Origin of the sequence: Marinococcus halotolerans DSM 16375, assembly GCF_000420725.1 — a bacterium.
Classification (GTDB): Bacteria; Bacillota; Bacilli; order Bacillales; family Marinococcaceae; genus Marinococcus; species Marinococcus halotolerans.
Genome location: NZ_ATVM01000005.1, coordinates 1 through 17,948 on the forward strand (window position 1 = coordinate 1; position 17,948 = coordinate 17,948).

Here is a 17,948-nt window from a genome sequence, read left to right on the forward strand (position 1 = left end):
GTCCCCGGAAGGAGCAGAAGAGGAGTCCTCAGTGGAATCCTCTTCCTCGGTGGATGCGCCGGAGTCTTCAGCCTCGTCAGAGCCGCTGTCCCCGGAAGGAGCAGAAGAGTCTTCGTTGCTGCTGTCTTCAGTGGATTCTTCTTCGTCAGTTGAACTTCCGTCATTTTCTTCTTCATCCGTCGTATTTGATTCGTTTGTATTTTCCTCGGAGCTGTCACTGCTCTCATTGCCTGATGGCTCCGAAGAGTTACCTTCAGATGATTCGGGACTGTCGCCGGAAGAATCTGAAGAAGAGGAATTATCTCCGCCTTCGTTTTCATTATTTTCATCTGTATTGTTTTCTTCATTATCACTGCCGGAGTCGTCGCTGCTGCCCGAGTCTTCAGAATTTTGATTTTCATTCTCGTTGTTTGAAGAATCATTACTGTCGGTATTTTCTTCAGCGTTATCATTGTTTGAATCATTATTGTTGTTTTCTGAGTCGCTGCTGCCAGAGTCTTCGTTGTTTCCGGAATTGTTATTACCGGAGTCATTGTTTTCACTGGAATTATCATTGTCGTTATTGCCAGAATCACTACCGCCATCCGAACCGCCGACATCAACTGCGCTGGAATCATTGGATTCCCTGCCGTGAGTATCTACGGCACGGACAGTGTACTCGCCGTTTCCATCAGTATCAAATTCTGTAGTTTCCCGGTCGATAACATTATCTACTTCGTCGCCGTCATTAAAGATACGATAGCCGATTACATCATTATCATCGGAAGCTGACCAGGTGAGGGTGCCGCCATCATTAGAAACTCCAGTGACCCGGGAAGGATCTCTGTTATTTTCAGGAGCATCTTCATCTGGCACAATATTGTCCCAATCGTCCGGCAGATATTCCTGAATTTCTTCTTCATCGCCGTCCAACAGGTATTCGTCATTTAAAGAAATACCATCTTCCATAAATTCAGAAGGGGTATCATCGTATCCAGGGTAACGGTCTCCGTCGATAGTTACATATTCAATTTCTTCGAGACTATCATCCTCTTCAGTAGGAGCGAATTCTTCATTGAGAATATCTTCGTTCACCAGGTCCGCTTCTTCGCACAAATCGGTAGGCTGTTGACCAGAGAGTCCGCATATTTCTTCTGTAGAAATGCCCTCCGGCTCAGAGAATGTGTCTCCAGCTCCGATTAAATCGTCCTCCGTGTTAGAAGCGGCATTCATAATATCTGCCCAGATCTGCTGAGTTCTCTGCGAATAAGAGAGCCCCTGTGCATCTTCAATGCTGATCTGTTCATTATACCCAAGCCACAGACCGAAGGTTACGTTGGGATTATAGCCGACGAACCAGGAGTCGATCTGGTTATTTGTTGTACCTGTCTTTCCGGCCCAGTCGCCGTCAATATTCAGACGATCGGGAAGAGAGCTTGCAGTACCGTCTGATCCTAATACGTCACGCAGAATATCTGTGATAAGGAAGCTGGTTTGCTCTGAAAAAGGATTAGTGGATTCTTCTTCATGTTCGAAAACAGCTTCGTCTGTACTGTCGGTAATAGAAGCTACCATGTAAGGTTCATGATGTTCTCCTCCGGCAGGGAAAGTTGTAAACGCGCTTGTGTTTTGTTCTACACTTACGCCCCGGCTGAGACCGCCGATGGCAGTGGAAGTAGAAATACCGTTTTCGACTACGTTGCCCATACCCAGATCAGTAAGGGCTTCCTCTTTTGTCGATTCGTCAAGCATATCAAATACCCGCACTGCCGGTATGTTACGTGATTCGGCTAAAGCACTTCTTGCATCGATAAAGCCTTCATACTCTCCGTCAAAGTTGTTGAGCTCGTCATCGTCTCCTCCGTATTCGGTAGGAATATCAAGCAGTGTCTGTCCGGGATGCAGAAGGCCTTCTTCAATAGCTGGGCCGTAATCAAGCAGTGGTTTCATGGTAGAGCCGTTCTGCCTGCGCGTCTGGGTAGCATAGTTTAACGAGCTTGTTTCAAAATCACGACCTCCGACGAAGCTTAAAATAGCACCACTGTTATTTTCAATCATCATGCCGCCGACCTGCTCTGCTTCGCCCTCTTTGTCGGGGCCAAAGTAGTCGTTGCCATCTACAGCTTCCTGCATAGCGTCATAGGTGTCTTTATGAACCGTCAGCTCAATATCGTAGCCGCCTTCAGCGACCTCCCGGCTTGCTTCCTGATTGTATTGCTGAATAGTTTCCTGCCGTTCTTCGTCTGATAAGCTCTCTAATTGAACGTCGTCTTCAGCAATCATTTCTTCGCGCATAATCCTTGTAGCTCGGCGCTGTGCTTCATTAATTAGATAAGGATACTCCTGTGCTACTTCTTCCTGTGGCTCAGCAAGGTTTTCGCGAATATCATAGTCCATTGCTTCATCGTATTCTTCCTGGGAAATGGACTCTACTTCAAGCATGTTTTGTAATACTTCATCTTTCCGGTTCAGTCCTTGAGAGAGATCGTCTTTTATCTCCCCGTTACTTTCAAATGGTGTGTAGGTGTATGGGTTTTGCGGAAGCCCGGCAATGTAGGCGGACTGGGCCACATTCAGTTCAGAAGCGTCAACGCCGAATATTCCCTGAGCGGCTGCCTGAGCCCCTGCGATATTTTCTCCGTTGGCGTTACGGCCGAACGGAACGATATTCATATAAGCCTGAAATATTTCATCCTTCGAAAAATACGTTTCCATTCTCATCGCCAAAGCGACTTCTTTCGCTTTTCTTTCAAAGGATACTTCTCTGGTCAGCAGCTGGTTTTTAACAATCTGCTGGGTTAATGTTGAGCCCCCCGTTTGAGTGGAAGAGTTCGTTACTTCCTGGTATGTAGCACGCATTAAAGATTGAGGATTAATTCCGTTGTGATCATAAAAGGCCCTGTCCTCTGTCGATAAAAAGGCGTCCTGCAGGTTGGTTGAAACGTTATCAAGTTCTACACGCTGTCTTTCCAATTCTGAAGGCAGCTCCCCTAATTCCTCTCCGCTGGCAAAATGGACGGTACTGTTCTCGGCGTAGCTATATATTGATTCCTGCATTTCTTCTTCCGTGTAAGCTTCCTGTCCTTTAACCAAGGAGGCGAAAAAGCCTGCACCGATTGACCCGATAAATATAACAGCTAAAATAAAAACGATAAAAAGGGTGAGAAATGAAAGACCAACAATGCGCGGGGTGTTTCTTGAGCTTGTTTGGTCGTGGAGTCCCATAATTATTACGATCTCCCTTCTGTAGGTGGCTTTGTCTATGAATTCATACATTGACAGTGTTGAAAGTATTGTGCTAAAAATAAAAAGAGCGCAAACTTGAAAACAAACTATAACATACAGCTATGAAGGATGAAAGTAACCATAGGACCTACAGTCACAGAGAGTCGACGTCTGCTGAAAGTCGAACTGCAGCCTTTGGTGAATTACACATCCAGAGCTTCTTTCAGATCTTTGATTAGGAAGACCTGAAACGGTGTAATGCATCGTTATCAACATGAAGCCGGGAAGCTCATGCTTCCAACAAGGGTGGTACCGCGGTCATCATCGTCCCTTTTCGTTTTTCGAAGCGAAGAGGGACTTTTTTTATGTACCTACACTTATATATCCAAGTTTAGAGCGTTTTTAAACCAGAAAGGGGAAAGTTATGGGCATTTGGGAGGAATTAGAAGAACGAGGACTTGTGAATCAGGTGACAGAAAGAGAGGGACTTAAGAATCAGTTAAACAACGGCCAGCTCCGTTTTTACTGTGGATTTGATCCTACGGGAGACAGCCTTCATATTGGCCATCTGCTGACTATTATTTTAATGCGCCGGATGCAGCTGCACGGGCATCAGCCAATTGCTCTTGTAGGCGGGGGCACAGGAATGATTGGGGATCCGAGCGGGAGAAACGCAGAACGCTCCCTGAACGAACCGGAGATTGTGGAAGGTTTTTCACAAAAAATTCGGACTCAGCTCGAGAAATACTTGGATTTTGACGGGGCGTACGGTGCAGAAATTGTAAACAACCATGACTGGCTTGGAAGCATGACTCTCATCAGCTTCCTGAGAGACTTTGGAAAGCATTTCAGCGTCAATTATATGCTAGCCAAAGAATCAGTGGAATCCCGGATACAGGAGGGCATTTCCTTTACTGAATTCAGCTATCAGATAATGCAGTCAATTGATTTTTACTACCTGTACAAAAATCATCAGTGTACGCTTCAAATCGGTGGCAGCGACCAATGGGGCAATATTACCGCTGGTTTAGAGCTGATTCGCCGTCTTGAATATGAAGACGAGGAAAAATCTCCTGCTTACGGCATGACCATCCCGTTAGTGACCAAAGCTGACGGCACGAAATTTGGAAAAACGGCCGGATATGCTATATGGCTCGATCCCGAAAAAACATCTCCATACGAAATGTATCAATTTCTGCTTAATACGGACGATCGTGATGTATTAAAGTTTATACGCTATTTTACGTTTATTGATCAGGAAGAGATGAAAGAGCTTGAAGAAAAAATGCAGACAGCGCCTGAAAAACGAGAGGCTCACCGGAGACTGGCGCAGGAAATCACTTCGTTTGTCCACGGCCCGGAAGCGCTGAATCAGGCTGAAAACATTACGAAGGCTCTGTTTGGCGGAGGCGAGCTGACAGCACTGACAGCAGATGAAATAGCCCAGGGCTTTAAAGATGTACCATCATACACGATGGAAGCAGGAGAACAAAACCTGGTGGATCTTCTGGTTCAAGCGGGCATAGCAGGTTCAAAACGACAGGCCAGAGAAGATGTACAGAACGGTGCCGTATATATTAATGGTGAGAGAGAACAGAGTACAGATAAAACTGTAGGGAACAATGATTTAATTGACGATCAATTTATCATTATGCGCAGAGGTAAAAAGAAATATTTTCTGATTCTAAAAAACAATGGATAAACATCGGACAGAAAAAGCCGGATAAATAAAAAAATCCCGTGCAGATCGATATCTGCACGGGATTTTTTAATATTAACGGGAGTAGTACTCAACGATTAGTGCTTCGGAAATTTCCGCAGGAAGCTCAGAACGTTCAGGATAACGACTGTAGGTACCCTGAAGGTTATCAGCATCAAATGTGAGATATTCCGGAACGAAAGAATTAGCTTCAAGGGCGTCCTGGATAGCACTCATGTTGCGGGACTTTTCACGAACACTGATAGTTTTGCCAGGCTCTACGCGGTAAGACGGGATGTCTACACGATTACCGTCTACAGTAATGTGGCCGTGGTTAACCAGCTGCCGTGCACCGCGGCGTGTACGGGAAAGACCGAGACGATAAACAAGGTTATCGAGACGGGATTCAAGCAGAATCAGGAAGTTTTCGCCGTGTACACCAGGCAATTTGCCAGCGATGTTAAATGTGCGCAGGAATTGGCGCTCATTTAAGTTGTACATGAAACGAAGCTTCTGTTTTTCCTGCAGCTGAACACCGTATTCGGATAATTTTCTGCGCTGCGTTGGGCCATGCTCTCCCGGCGGATAAGGACGTTTTTCGAGTTCTTTTCCTGTACCACTGAGAGAGATGCCGAAGCGGCGGGACTTTTTCCAGGTTGGACCTGTATAGCGTGCCATAATGGCATCCTCCTCTATTAAAACAAATTTTGGTATAAAAACACTGTTGGCGAATCTCCCGTCATGCTCATTTTGCCCTCGTATGTCTTCGCCCCGACAGCTAGGGGTTACGCAACACACCTTGCTTACAGCAAGGAGCAAAATGGAAAGCACATGCAAGGCTTGCCCAGGCTGTCTTTTACACAACCGTCATTATAACTTCTGGCTGATGGCAAGTCAATATGTTTAGACCGGGAAGAATTAAATGGAATTTAAAAAATTTTGTAGTGAATGAAAAACCCGGGCAGGCTTAACTTAAGCCTGCCCGGCAGGGAACAGTGAACTGGGGAATTTTAATTTTCTGTGGAAAACAGTCCGTGTTCAATTTCATCAGCAAACTGACGCAGGAAGGACGCTTCCTGTTCCGAAAAACGGTTCAGTACAGGACTGTCAATGTCGAGCACGCCGTATACTTCCCCTTCAGGAGTGAACAATGGCACAACTATTTCTGACAGGCTGGCGGCGTCACATGCGATATGGCCCGGAAAGGCGTGAACATCTTCCACGCGGACGGTCTGTTTTTTCTGGTAAGCTGTGCCGCACACTCCTTTTCCCGGGGTGATGCGGTTGCAGGCAGGCAGTCCCTGGAATGGTCCGAGAACGAGCTCATTTTCTGTTTCGCTCCAAATATAGAAGCCGACCCAGTTTACATTGGATAAAAATTGGTTAAGCAGAGCGGAAGCATTCGCTAAATTGGCGGTTTGGTTATTTTCGCCTGAAAATAATGCCTTCGCCTGCTGACATAATGTATGGTAGCTTTTTTCTAAAGATGAATCATAAGAAACCGGTTGAAAAGACATGGATATCCCTCTTTCATTGTCGTAGTTGCTCCCCTGTAAGTGCTAAAATATCTTTACTTCCTGCCAAAAGTCCCGAAGAGGCGTGGGCATCGGAGCCGTATACAAGTGGTATTCCCATCTGTACTGCCGATTGTATTACGGAGGGGTGCGGGTACGGCTCGAGGCACCGCTCTTTTATTGTACCGGCGCCGTTTACATCAAGTTCAAACCCTCTGGACTTAACCTCCCGTAAAATAGCTTCAATAGCGTGCTTATCAAGAAAATCATAATCATAATTTTTATGAAACTTCCGAATGAGCGTCATATGCCCGATTCTGTTCGGTGCGTGTTTTCCAAGCGGGGCCTGAATGGAGCGGAAAACGGCATCATAGTACAATTCTGCTGCTTTTTGCGGTGAGCCGCTTAGACGGACATAGCGGTCAAAATGACTTGAAGAAAAATCTATACATATATATTCACTATTTATTTTAATGAAATGAGAGGAAAGAATGCAATCGTCAAGCTCAGGACCGTATGTGTTCATAAATTGCTCTGTATTTTGCTCAAATCCTTCAATAAAATCTACTTCAAGTCCTTTTTTAATTAAAATATCGCTATTGTATTCTGACTGAAGGTCGCTTAGATCATGGAGGTACTGATCGAGATGTGCAAGAGGCATGGCGCTGTCTTTATCCGGAACAGGGTCTGTAAAGCCTTCCGGAAGAGGAGCATGCTCGGTAAAACTGATCGTTTTTATTCCGTTTTTAATACAGGCTTCAATATAAGCACGAAACGAATCCCTGCTTCCATGCGGACAGAATGGAGAATGAACATGACCGTCACGAGTAATTGTCATAGGTAAAAACACCTCTTTTAATGGAAAATATTATGAAAACTTAGTGGGATTAATTAAGGAAATAAGGAAAATGGATTTTCTCGAAATTTTCTTTATCGTCATATAACAATCACTGCGTTTACATGTTATCATAAGTTAAAGTAAACATAGTTGAAAAAATATTTTGAGTACGTTCGTGCACATAAAGTATCAGATAAGTATAAGTAACCCATAACGTGTAAATTATTGAAAAACAAGGATGCACAGCGGGGAAAACTGGAGTGAGGAATTTGGCGACAACAATTGTAATTATAGTTCTGGTTATCATTATCGCCGCGTTTGTCATATACGGAGCATGGGGGCGCAGACGCATCTACCGGGAGGTAGACCGCCTGGAGGATGCTAGGGCAAATTTGGCGGACCAGCCTGTGGCCGAAGAAATTGCGCGGGTCAAGGGCATGACAATGTCGGGAGAAACAGAAGAAAAGTTTGAATCATGGCGCAAAGACTGGGACGAAATTGTGGGAAAGCATCTGCCGGATATTGAAAAGGCTCTTTATGATGCGGAAGAAAAAGCAGACAAGTACAAGTTCAGTCAGGCTTCAGAAATCACTGCTGCAGTAGACACGCAGCTCGCCAGTATTGAAGAGGAAATCAACAATATCTTTCTGGAAATAGAAGAGCTCGTACATAATGAATCTGATAACCGCCGCGGTATTGAAGAGTCTGAACAAAAATATGAAGAAATAAAGCGTTTTGTTTCCCAGAACTGGCACACGCTTGGCAAAACAGCCCCGCTGTTTGATCAGCACATGCGTGATCTCCAGGCTTCTTTTGAAGCTTTTTACGGGGCGGTGGAGCAGGGGAATCAATTTGAAGCAAAACAGCTCAGGGAGAAACTCGATGAAGACTTAGAACGTGAAGAAGCATCGCTCTACGCCGTCCCGGATATGCTTGCAAAGGTATGGCGGCGCCTGCCGGAAGAATGGAAATCCCTGCGTGCCGGTCTTTATGAAATGGAAGAGCAGGGGTATGCCATGGATGCTTTTGCGTTTGAACAAAGGCTGAATGAAAACGAAGCTGAAGCTGAACAGCTGCAGACGCGGATTGAAAACCTGGACCTCGACGGAGTTGCAGAACGTCTTACTGAGATGGATGAGTACAATGAAGAAGTGTACCGCATTCTTGAAGAAGAAGTGGAAGCCCGCGCCGAGGTCGAACGTCTGCTGCCGCAGGTGCATGAAGGCAGAGAACAGTTATCCACACGGATGCAGACGCTTTTAGTGGAAAAAGAATTTATCGAGGCCAACTACCGGATTCCGTCGGAAACAGAGCATTTGATTGCTTCATCGAAACGACAGGTTGATGGAATTAGAAAGAGCGTATTACAATTACAGGAGCAAAAAGAAAACAAAGAACATTCTTTTACGCATATCGAAATGGAACTAAAACAAATTCTTGAAAAACAGGAAGAAGTTGAGTCCGGAATTCTGGAAGCAGAGAACCAGCTTGGCGTGCTCCGGAAAGACGAGACACAGGCGATGGAAACGCTCGAGGAGCTAAAGCGCCAGAACCGTATCGAAGAAATGAGAATGCAGCGCACAAGGCTGCCTAAGCTTCCTCCAATACTTTTGAACGAAAAAGAATCGGCGGACGATAAAATTGCCCATGCCGCTGCGGCTCTTTCTGAGACTCCGCTTGAAATGGCGCAGGTGCGCGAAACGGTAGCCCGGGCAGAAGAGAGTGTCCGTACTGTTTCGACGATGCTCCGGCGTATGGAAGAGCAGGCATTGATGACTGAGCGTATCATCCAGCGCGGAAATTTATACCGCGGTAAGGAAGCTGAACTTGACCAAAGTCTGAAGGAAGCAGAAAGTGCTTTCCGCAAGGGCCAGTATGAGCACGCGCTGCAGGTTGCTTCGTCGTCTGTGCGGAAAATGGATGACCGGTTTGTAACAGAAGTTCTGCAGGAGTCTGATATGCAGCTGACAGAAGCATAATCGACAAGCAAATAGTTAAGAAGCCTGAACCCAGGCTTCTTTTTTATGATATTAGTGAATGCTGGGAGGAATTTGAAATGTATTTTGATAACAGCGCGACCACCCAGCCATACCAGGAAGTGCTGAGTGCTTACAGGAAAGCGTCCGAAAGCTATTTTGCCAATCCTTCTTCCTTTCACCACAAGGGCGGCGAAGCTGAACGTCTGCTTGAAACTGCGAGAGGCCAGATCGGCCGGGAATTAAACGTGAAACCGGAGCGCTGCTTTTTTACGAGCGGTGGTACAGAAGGAAACAATATGGTGTTAAAAGGAACCGCAGAGGCGAGAAAAAATATTGGCCGTCATATTATAACAACGGCTGTTGAACACCCCTCGGTGATGAAAACCTGTGTCTATTTAGAAGAAAAAGGGTATCGGGTAACATACCTGCCGGTGGGCAGGGACGGCCGTATAAATACAAAGGATTTGCATAAAGCGTTAGAACCGGACACCATCCTTGTTACAATTGGTCATACAAACAGTGAAATCGGAGCAGTACAGCCTATTGAAGCTATTGGAGAAATACTCTCTTCCTATCAGGATATTTATTTTCATACAGACTATGTTCAGGGCGCTGCCAAAATCCCTTTAAATATTGAAAAGGCGGGGCTGGATTTTGTTACGGTATCAGCTCATAAATTTCATGGATTAAAGGGGACAGGGGTGTTGTATAAGCGCCCAGGAACGATCCTTGAGCCTTTAATACACGGAGGCGGCCAGGAAAGCGGGGTTCGTTCGGGCACGGAAAATACAGCGGGGGCTGCCGCTATGGCCAAAGCTTTCCGTCTGGCAAAAGAAAGCTATGCTGCAAACAGCAGCAGAGTTGAAGAAATTAAAGATTGGACAGCTTTGCGGCTTCAGGAAAGCGGCGGAGTGATCAACTCTCCTTTTTCCGGAGGGTCCCCCTTTATATTGAATGTCTCCTTCCCGGGAATAAAACCAGAAGTGCTTGTTGAAGCGCTCGCGGAAAGAGGAGCTTCCATTTCGACCAAAACAGCATGTGCTTCGAAAAACTCGGAGCCGTCTGTCGTCATTCTGGCTGCTACGGGCGAGCGGGAGCTTGCGGAAAGTGCTGTACGAATCAGTTTCTCTGCGGATACAAAAAAAGAGGAAGCCGCTCATTTATGCAGCATGTGTGAAGAAGTGCTGCCACAGTTAAAAAAGGTTATGGAGGAACAGCAATGAGAGAGGAATATTTATTAATTCGCTTCGGCGAACTTGCTTTAAAAGGAAAGAACCGAAAAGAATTCGAGCGGCAGTTAAGAGAAAACATTGACCACGCAGTGAAAGATTTTCCCCACTGTGAAGTACGGCGTACGTACGGACGTATTGCGATCAATCTGCTCGGGGAACCTGCTGGAGAAGTCATTGAGGCGGTTAGGCCGGTGTTTGGTATATCTTCCATTAGCTATGCGAGAAAAGCTGACTTATCAGAAGAAGAGATACAGCAGACGGCCTATCAAATGTTTTCGGAATATAAGGATAGGAAAACCACGTTTAAAGTGGAAGCAAGAAGGTCCAATAAAGATTTTCCAGTTCATTCCACGAAGCTCGCTCCAAGCGTCGGCAGTTATATTCTCCATCATACCGAAGGTGTCAGGGTGGATGTGAAGAATCCAGAAGTAACTGTGGAAATTGATGTTCGTGAGCAGGGAGCCTATGTAAGCTGCGGGCGTATAAACGGAGCAGGGGGTCTGCCGACAGGTACAGGAGGAAAAGTAGTCAGTATGCTTTCCGGGGGCATAGACAGTCCAACCGCTGCATACTTAGCCATGAAGCGCGGAGTAACGATCGAGGCAGTACACTTTCATAGTCCGCCGTATACAAACGAACGGGCGAAGCAAAAAGTGGAGGATATCGCCCGGATCCTGAGCCAATTTGGAGGAAGTATCAATCTTCACGTGGTTCCATTTACCCGGATTCAGGAAGCGATCCGAAGCCAGGTACCGGATGACCATACGATGACGATTACAAGAAGAGCGATGCTTGAAATAGTAACAAAAATAGCGGAGAAGGAAGGCGCTAAAGCGGTGGTGAATGGCGAAAGCCTTGGACAGGTAGCTTCCCAGACGCTTGAAAGCATGAATGTTATCAACGAAGTAACTAGTGTACCGGTACTGCGGCCGCTGATTGCTATGGACAAAGAGGAAATCATCAGCTTGGCCAAGCGTATAGGTACCTATGATATTTCTGTGAGGCCTTATGAAGACTGCTGTACTGTGTTTCAGCCGGACAGTCCTGCGACCAAACCGAAAATTGGTTTAGTTTACAAGTATGAAAAACGCCTGAATAAAGAGGAACTGTTTGAAGAAGCGATAGCTGAAACGAAGGTGATTTCTGTCTCCAACGCGAATCATGGCAAAGAAGAGTTTGAAGACCTTCTCTGAAGAGCTTTTTTCATTTACAAAAGTGGTATAAAATGGAATTTTAAAAGAATTGAAACAAAACGGGAATTTGCCCGTAAAAAGGAGAGGCGGTTAATGCTGTGAAAACACTTTGGTATAACGGAAATATTTATACAATGAAAAAAGAAGGGGAACAGGTGGAGGCCGTCCTGACCGCGGACGGGACTATTGAAAAAGCAGGCATGCTCAGAGAAATAGAAACAGAACTGCAAAATGCTGCTGTCCGCCGGATAGATTTAAACGGTAACACAATGTACCCGGGTTTTACAGACAGTCATTTACATATGATCGGGCTGGGGGAAACAATGATCCAACTGGATTTGTCAGAGTGCACCTCTGCAGAAGAAATGGCTGCATTGATTAAAGAGAAGACCAAAGAAATTCCTGCCGGAGAATGGGTCATAGGAGAAGGATGGAATGAGAACAATTTCCCTGACCGGAAAATTTTCCACCGGGAGGAGCTCGATGATTTAGTGCCCGCCCATCCATTGCTTTTGACCCGGATATGCCGTCACGCGGCATTGGTTAACACGCGTGCCCTTGATGCTGCGGGTATTGATAAAGATACTCCGGATCCGGAGGGAGGCATTATTGTTAAATCAAGACAGGGGGAGCCGACAGGCTATTTGCTCGACCAGGCCGCTGATTTAGTGAAGGATGAAATTCCGGAGGTGTCTGAGGAATATTTACATGAAGCACTTGGAAAAGCAGTGCGCCATATGCATCAGTGTGGGCTGACCGGAGGACATACTGAAGATCTTAATTACTACGGCGGGTTTACGAGGACGTTGAACACGTTTAGAAATATTTTGGCAGATACTTCATTTCGGGCACACCTTCTCGTGCACCATGAAGTGTTTCCGGATTTTATACAGCAGGGCCACACCTACGGCCTTCTTGAGGAAGGCCTGGAGCTTGGCGCCATGAAAATATTTGCAGATGGAGCGCTCGGTGGACGTACCGCCCTTCTCAGTCGCCCCTACAATGACGCCCCTGAAACAGCAGGCGTTGCTATCCATTCGAGAGAAGAGTTAAAACAGCTTGTGGCAGAGGCCAGAAAAGAAAATATGCCGGTAGCTGTGCACGCCATTGGTGATTTAGCCTTGGAGTATGTGATAGATGCTTTGGAAACCTGGCCGGTGCCAGAAGGAGTGCGGGACCGGATTATTCACGTCCAAATCGCCAGGGAAGATTTGGTGGAACGGCTGAAGGCTCTGCCGGTGGCACTCGATCTGCAGCCGCGGTTTGTGCTTTCTGACTTCCCGTGGGTGGAAGAACGTCTTGGCAAAGAAAGACTTCGTTATTCCTTTGCCTGGAAAACACTCCTTGATCAGGGGGTGATCTGTGCGGGAAGCTCGGACGCTCCTATTGGATCCGTGGACCCAAGAACCGGAATTTATGCGGCTGTCGCGCGGAAAAACCCGGGAGAGTCGCACAACGGTTATATGCCGGAAGAAAAACTAACCACTTTTGAAGCCGTGGAGCTGTATACTGGCGGCAGTGCCAGAGCGATCAGCCGGGAGGGCGATCTTGGCAGGATAGCTCCCGGTTACAAAGCAGACTTTACGGTGCTCCGGAAGGATCTTTTTCGAATTGAGGCGGAAGAGATTTTAACAGCCGAAGTGGAAGCAACCGTTGTAGGGGACGCGGTAGTGTTTCTGCCGGAAGAAAGCAGGATCAAAATTAATAATGAAACGGAGGAACAATTATGAACGCAAAAAGGTGGTTTGCTTTATTAGCGGCAGCGGTGCTTCTCATCGTTTCCCTTGGCGCCCAGACAGCTTTTTCACTGTGGAACACAGTCTCGAACCAGGCGCAAAATCAGCAGAATCAGGAAGATATAGTAAAAGAGGGCTCTTCAGACAGCCGGATAGCTATGCTTGATGTAGAGGGGACCATTCAATCCTCGGGCGGGTCCGGTGCTTTTTCCGGTGAAGGCTACAACCATGAGGAATTTCTGAGTAATCTGGAAGATGCGGGATCGAGCGCAGATGTGGATGGCATTATTATTAATGTAAACAGCCCGGGCGGAGGTGTCGTTGAAAGTGATGAAATTCACGATACCGTGGTCGAGGTACAGGAGGAAGAAAATAAGCCTGTGTATGTTTCGATGGGGAACACGGCTGCTTCCGGCGGCTACTATCTGGCGGCCCCGGCGGATAAAATTGTAGCCCATTCGGCGACTATTACCGGTTCGATAGGTGTAATTATGTCCTCCCTGAACTACTCCGAGCTGGCCGAAAACCTTGGTATCGAAGGCGTAAACATAACGAGCGGGGAATTTAAAGACATGGGTTCACCTACAGAAGAAGTGACAGAAGAAGAGGAAGAAATTATGCAGGGGATTGTTGACGATATGTATGAAGATTTTCTGCAGGTCGTCATTGATGGAAGAGGATTTAGTGAAGACGAGGCACGGGATTTAGCTGATGGCCGTATTTATACGGGAGAGCAGGCGGAAGAAAATGGACTGGTCGATGAGCTTGGGACTTCAGAAGACACTATCGCTATGATGGAAGAAGATCTTGAACTCGGAGACGCTACTGTAGAACGCTACACTTCGGATGGGTTTAGCTGGCAGTCACTTCTGCAAAATTCTGTCCAGGGGTTGTTCATCTCTGATGAGAAGCTGCTGGGACTTCAGGAACTGCTAAAATCAGTTGGAAGCGACAGTCCGCGGCCAATGTATTTGTATGAAGGATAGGAGGGATGACTGACGATGACCACAAACGACCGCTATCCGGAGGATGCCCAGGGGACTGAACACACAGTGCCGGAAGAAAACAATGAGAAAGCTTATTCTCTGTCCGGTGCAGCGGATAAGCAGAATTCCAATGAACGAATTGAAACGAACGAAGAGTTGTTCGCAGGGTTTTGGATGCGCTTTTGGGCATACCTTACCGATTTGATTATACTTTTTTCTTTGAACGGGATTCTCCTCTCTCCTTTCTATTTTACGGGAGAAGGAGAAATCTGGGGATTCATTACCTTGTATGCTGTGTTTAACGCAGTGATCACATACGGGTATTTTGCACTGATGACAAAATTTTACGGGCAGACGCTCGGTAAAATGATTTTCGGCTTGAGAGTAGTCCGGGTGAACCGGGAAAAATTAAAATGGTCCGATATCATTTTCAGGGAGATCGTTCTCCGATTTGCCTACCGCAGTCTGGTTATTACAAATCTGGCGTATATTGTGGTAGCCTTCACACCACAAAAGGCGGGTATTCATGATATGATTGCCGATACGAGGGTCATTCATACAAGAAAATGATGCCCGTGAACAAAAAATGAAGGAGGAGTAAGATGACAGCAGTAACGTTTAAAGAAAAACCCGTGACACTTGTGGGAGACAAAGTAGAAGTCGGAGAATACACTCCCGATTTCACTGTACTCGCTAACGATATGACTCCGGTATCACTAAGTGATGCCGCAGGCAAAGTAAGGTTAATCAGCGCAGTACCATCTATTGATACAGGGGTCTGCTCGCAGCAGACACGGAAGTTCAACGAAGAAGCTGCTTCGCTTGAAAATGTGGAAGTATGGACTATCAGCTGCGATCTTCCTTTTGCCCAGCGGCGTTGGTGTGCAGCAGAAGGAATTGAAAACGTGCGTGTACTGTCCGACCATAAAGACCTGGACTTTGGCGAACGGTTTGGTCTCGTAATGGATGAAATGAGACTGCTTGCCCGCTCGGTAATTGTAGTAGACAGCGAAGGCAAGGTTTCTTATAAGGAAGTTGTTTCAGAAGGAACCAACCATCCGGATTATGAAGCGGCAATAAACGCAGCCAACAACACAAACTAATGAAGAAAATGGCGCCTGCAAGGGCGTCATTTATTGTGTGCGTGTGCCTGAATGGTAAACGGGCTTTTTTCTGTTTTCTTTACTTCTCTTTAAAGAACACATCTGCTATACTGGCGTATTGTAAAGTGAGAGCGGAGAAGTATTTACGCTGCAGAAGGAGGGCGTGTCATGGACGAAACGACACCGGTCGAACAACTATTTGAATTGGTGGATGACCTTACGAAAACGATACAGCAGGAACTTAGTATAACGTATTTAGAAGCGATAGCCGAAGCTGGAGAGGATATCTTTCAGGGAACGGTAGTGCAGCGTATATCTGCCGAAGAAAAAGACCGTCTGGAGCAGAGCCTGGAAGAAAAGATGCCTGAAGCGATGGAGCAGGAGGATATTCGAAAAGCGTTCCAGCTTGCCCTGATCAAAGGAATGAAGCAGTCCGTCCAGCAGCATCATGCTATTACACCGGACGCTGTTGCTATTTTCATGGGTTATTTAGTAGACAAGCTGATGAACGGCCGTAAAGAATTTGTGGTCGCGGATCCGGCTGTAGGGACAGGTAATCTTCTGTCTGCCGTATTAAATCAGCTGTCGGAAAAAAATATTGAGGCCTACGGTTCGGAGGTTGACGAAACGTTAATTAAAATTGCCTACACACTCGCGAATCTGCAGGAGCATGCTGTTCAGCTGTTTCATCAGGACAGCATCGAACAATTCGGTGCGCCTGATCTGGATGTCGTCATGAGCGATCTTCCGGTAGGCTACTATCCGAAAAATCAAATCGCCGAACTGTATCAGCTGGGCAGCACGGACGGAAAATCCTACGTGCATCACCTGCTTGTGGAAGGAATGATGAACCGGCTGAAGCCGGGTGGTTTTATGGTGCTTCTCATTCCAAACAACCTGTTTGAAGACGAAAAAGCAGCGGAGCTTCAGGCATATGTAAAAAGACATGCGCATACGCTTGGCCTTCTTCAGCTGCCGGAAACGATGTTTCAGGCCAAAGAAGCATCGAAAAGCATATGGATGCTTCAAAAGAAAAGTCCTGACGTAAGACAGCCGGGACAGGCGCTGTTGGCAGAGCTGCCATCCTTCAGCCGCCAGGAAGCTCTCCAGGATATGATGAAGCGGATCAACGACTGGTTTGTACAAGAAGGGTTTATCAATAAATAAAGAGAGTAATTATTAGGAGTGGAGAAAGAATGTCTACCATTATTGCTATTAATGCGGGGAGCTCCTCGCTGAAATTTCAACTGCTGCAGATGCCTGAAGAAACCATTATCACTAAAGGAGTAGTCGAACGGATCGGCCTGGAGACCCCTTTTATTACCGTAGAGGTACAGGGAGAAAAGAAAACCGAATATCCTTCTCTGCAAAACCATGAAGAGGCTGTAAAAGCCCTGTTGGATTCGTTAACAAAATACAATGTTATTACCGATGTTAATGACATTGAAGGAGTAGGACACCGCGTGGTCCACGGAGGCGAAACATTTTCGGATTCTGTTTTAATTACAGAGCAGGTACTCAGCGAACTTGAAAACGTAAGCGAGCTTGCCCCGCTTCATAACCCGGCTAACATTGTCGGTATTAAAGCGTTTCGTGATATTCTCCCGGAAGTTCCATCTGTAGCGGTATTTGACACAGCGTTTCACCAGTCGATTCCGAAAGAAAAATATTTGTACGGTGTTCCGTATGAATACTACGAAAAGTACGGTGTTCGTAAATACGGCTTTCACGGAACATCCCATAAATATGTCAGTCAGCGGATGACAGAGCTAATGGATCGTCCGGAAAATGACCTGAAAATCATTTCGTGCCATATCGGCAACGGTGCCAGCATCACGGCGGTGGACCAGGGCGTTTCCGTCGATACGTCGATGGGCTTCACTCCGCTTGCCGGCGTAATGATGGGTACCCGCTCCGGCAACATTGATCCGGCCCTGATTCCATATTTAATGGAGAAAACCGGCCAGACAGCTGCGGAAGTTATTGATACACTGAATAAAAAGAGCGGACTGCTTGGTGTAAGCGGAGCGTCCAGTGATTTCCGCGATGTTGTTCAGCAGGCGGAGGAAGGCAGTGAAAGAGCTCAGACAGCGCTCGATATATATTTAACCCGGATGCATAAATATATTGGCACCTATGCAGCCAGTATGAACGGTGTCGATGCGGTTATATTCACCGCTGGTGTAGGCGAAAACAGTGCGCTGGTCCGTGAGAAAGTAATGGAGGGCCTTGAATTTATGGGCATTCAAATTGACAAAGAGAAAAACAGCCAGGCTTCGGGAGAGGCGTTTATTCAGACAGGTGACTCCCGGGTGGCCGTTGCAGTGGTTCCTACCGACGAAGAAGTAATGATTGCAAGGGACACAGTCCGGCTCGGCCCGATTCAATAAGTAAGACACAACTCCTGTTTCGATGAAGCAGGAGTTTTTTACAAAATATATGATATTTCTGCATATATTCTTTG

The 17,948-nt window shown here is 46.5% G+C and carries 14 protein-coding genes and 1 other annotated feature; of the genes, 10 read left to right on the forward strand and 4 right to left on the reverse strand.

What is annotated here, in order from left to right; all coding sequences use genetic code 11:
- A partial coding sequence (locus G548_RS17385) for a transglycosylase domain-containing protein (RefSeq protein ID WP_022793074.1) occupies positions 1-3,204 on the reverse strand: 3,204 nt, incomplete at its 3' end.
- Positions 3,205-3,317: 113 nt separating this feature from the next.
- Positions 3,318-3,539 (forward strand) — a binding site (T-box leader).
- 89 nt (positions 3,540-3,628) lie between these two features.
- On the opposite strand from G548_RS17385, the gene tyrS reads away from it, so the two are divergent.
- Complete coding sequence (gene tyrS / locus G548_RS0105120; RefSeq protein WP_022793075.1) at positions 3,629-4,906, forward strand: tyrosine--tRNA ligase; 1,278 nt, start codon at positions 3,629-3,631, stop codon at positions 4,904-4,906.
- A gap of 72 nt (positions 4,907-4,978) precedes the next feature.
- Here tyrS and rpsD read toward each other — a convergent pair whose 3' ends face one another.
- The 3 genes from rpsD to hisJ form a co-directional block, all read right to left on the reverse strand.
- Positions 4,979-5,581: a 30S ribosomal protein S4 gene (gene rpsD / locus G548_RS0105125; RefSeq protein WP_022793076.1), complete on the reverse strand. Its 603-nt coding sequence runs from the start codon at positions 5,579-5,581 to the stop codon at positions 4,979-4,981.
- Positions 5,582-5,913: 332 nt separating this feature from the next.
- Positions 5,914-6,420: a GAF domain-containing protein gene (locus G548_RS0105130; RefSeq protein WP_022793077.1), complete on the reverse strand. Its 507-nt coding sequence runs from the start codon at positions 6,418-6,420 to the stop codon at positions 5,914-5,916.
- A 13-nt stretch (positions 6,421-6,433) separates the two neighbouring features.
- Positions 6,434-7,255 (reverse strand): histidinol-phosphatase HisJ, encoded by an 822-nt coding sequence (gene hisJ, locus G548_RS0105135; protein ID WP_022793078.1) that lies wholly within the window; start codon positions 7,253-7,255, stop codon positions 6,434-6,436.
- 269 nt (positions 7,256-7,524) lie between these two features.
- Here hisJ and G548_RS0105140 point away from each other — a divergent pair, with 269 nt between their 5' ends.
- The 9 genes from G548_RS0105140 (at position 7,525) to G548_RS0105180 (ending at position 17,874) form a co-directional block, all read left to right on the forward strand.
- Positions 7,525-9,234: a septation ring formation regulator EzrA gene (locus tag G548_RS0105140; protein ID WP_022793079.1), complete on the forward strand. Its 1,710-nt coding sequence runs from the start codon at positions 7,525-7,527 to the stop codon at positions 9,232-9,234.
- A 77-nt stretch (positions 9,235-9,311) separates the two neighbouring features.
- Positions 9,312-10,457, forward strand: a complete 1,146-nt coding sequence (locus tag G548_RS0105145) for a cysteine desulfurase family protein (protein ID WP_022793080.1) — start codon at positions 9,312-9,314, stop codon at positions 10,455-10,457.
- On the forward strand, positions 10,454-11,659 hold the full coding sequence (thiI, locus tag G548_RS0105150) for a tRNA uracil 4-sulfurtransferase ThiI (protein ID WP_022793081.1): 1,206 nt from the start codon (positions 10,454-10,456) through the stop codon (positions 11,657-11,659). The genes G548_RS0105145 and thiI overlap by 4 nt, the downstream gene beginning before the upstream one ends.
- Before the next feature lie 98 nt (positions 11,660-11,757).
- Positions 11,758-13,389 carry an amidohydrolase gene (locus tag G548_RS17390; protein ID WP_022793082.1) on the forward strand — a complete coding sequence of 544 codons (1,632 nt, stop codon included), beginning with the start codon at positions 11,758-11,760 and terminating at the stop codon, positions 13,387-13,389.
- Complete coding sequence (gene sppA / locus G548_RS0105160; RefSeq protein WP_022793083.1) at positions 13,386-14,381, forward strand: signal peptide peptidase SppA; 996 nt, start codon at positions 13,386-13,388, stop codon at positions 14,379-14,381. The genes G548_RS17390 and sppA overlap by 4 nt, the downstream gene beginning before the upstream one ends.
- A 15-nt stretch (positions 14,382-14,396) precedes the next feature.
- Positions 14,397-14,951 (forward strand): RDD family protein, encoded by a 555-nt coding sequence (locus G548_RS17395; protein WP_022793084.1) that lies wholly within the window; start codon positions 14,397-14,399, stop codon positions 14,949-14,951.
- 32 nt (positions 14,952-14,983) lie between these two features.
- Complete coding sequence (gene tpx, locus G548_RS0105170; protein WP_022793085.1) at positions 14,984-15,484, forward strand: thiol peroxidase; 501 nt, start codon at positions 14,984-14,986, stop codon at positions 15,482-15,484.
- Between the two features lie 168 nt (positions 15,485-15,652).
- Positions 15,653-16,651, forward strand: coding sequence for a class I SAM-dependent methyltransferase (locus G548_RS0105175; RefSeq protein ID WP_022793086.1), 999 nt, complete (start codon positions 15,653-15,655; stop codon positions 16,649-16,651).
- A 29-nt stretch (positions 16,652-16,680) separates the two neighbouring features.
- Complete coding sequence (locus G548_RS0105180) at positions 16,681-17,874, forward strand: acetate/propionate family kinase (RefSeq protein WP_022793087.1); 1,194 nt, start codon at positions 16,681-16,683, stop codon at positions 17,872-17,874.
- The last annotated feature ends 74 nt before the right edge of the window (positions 17,875-17,948 follow it).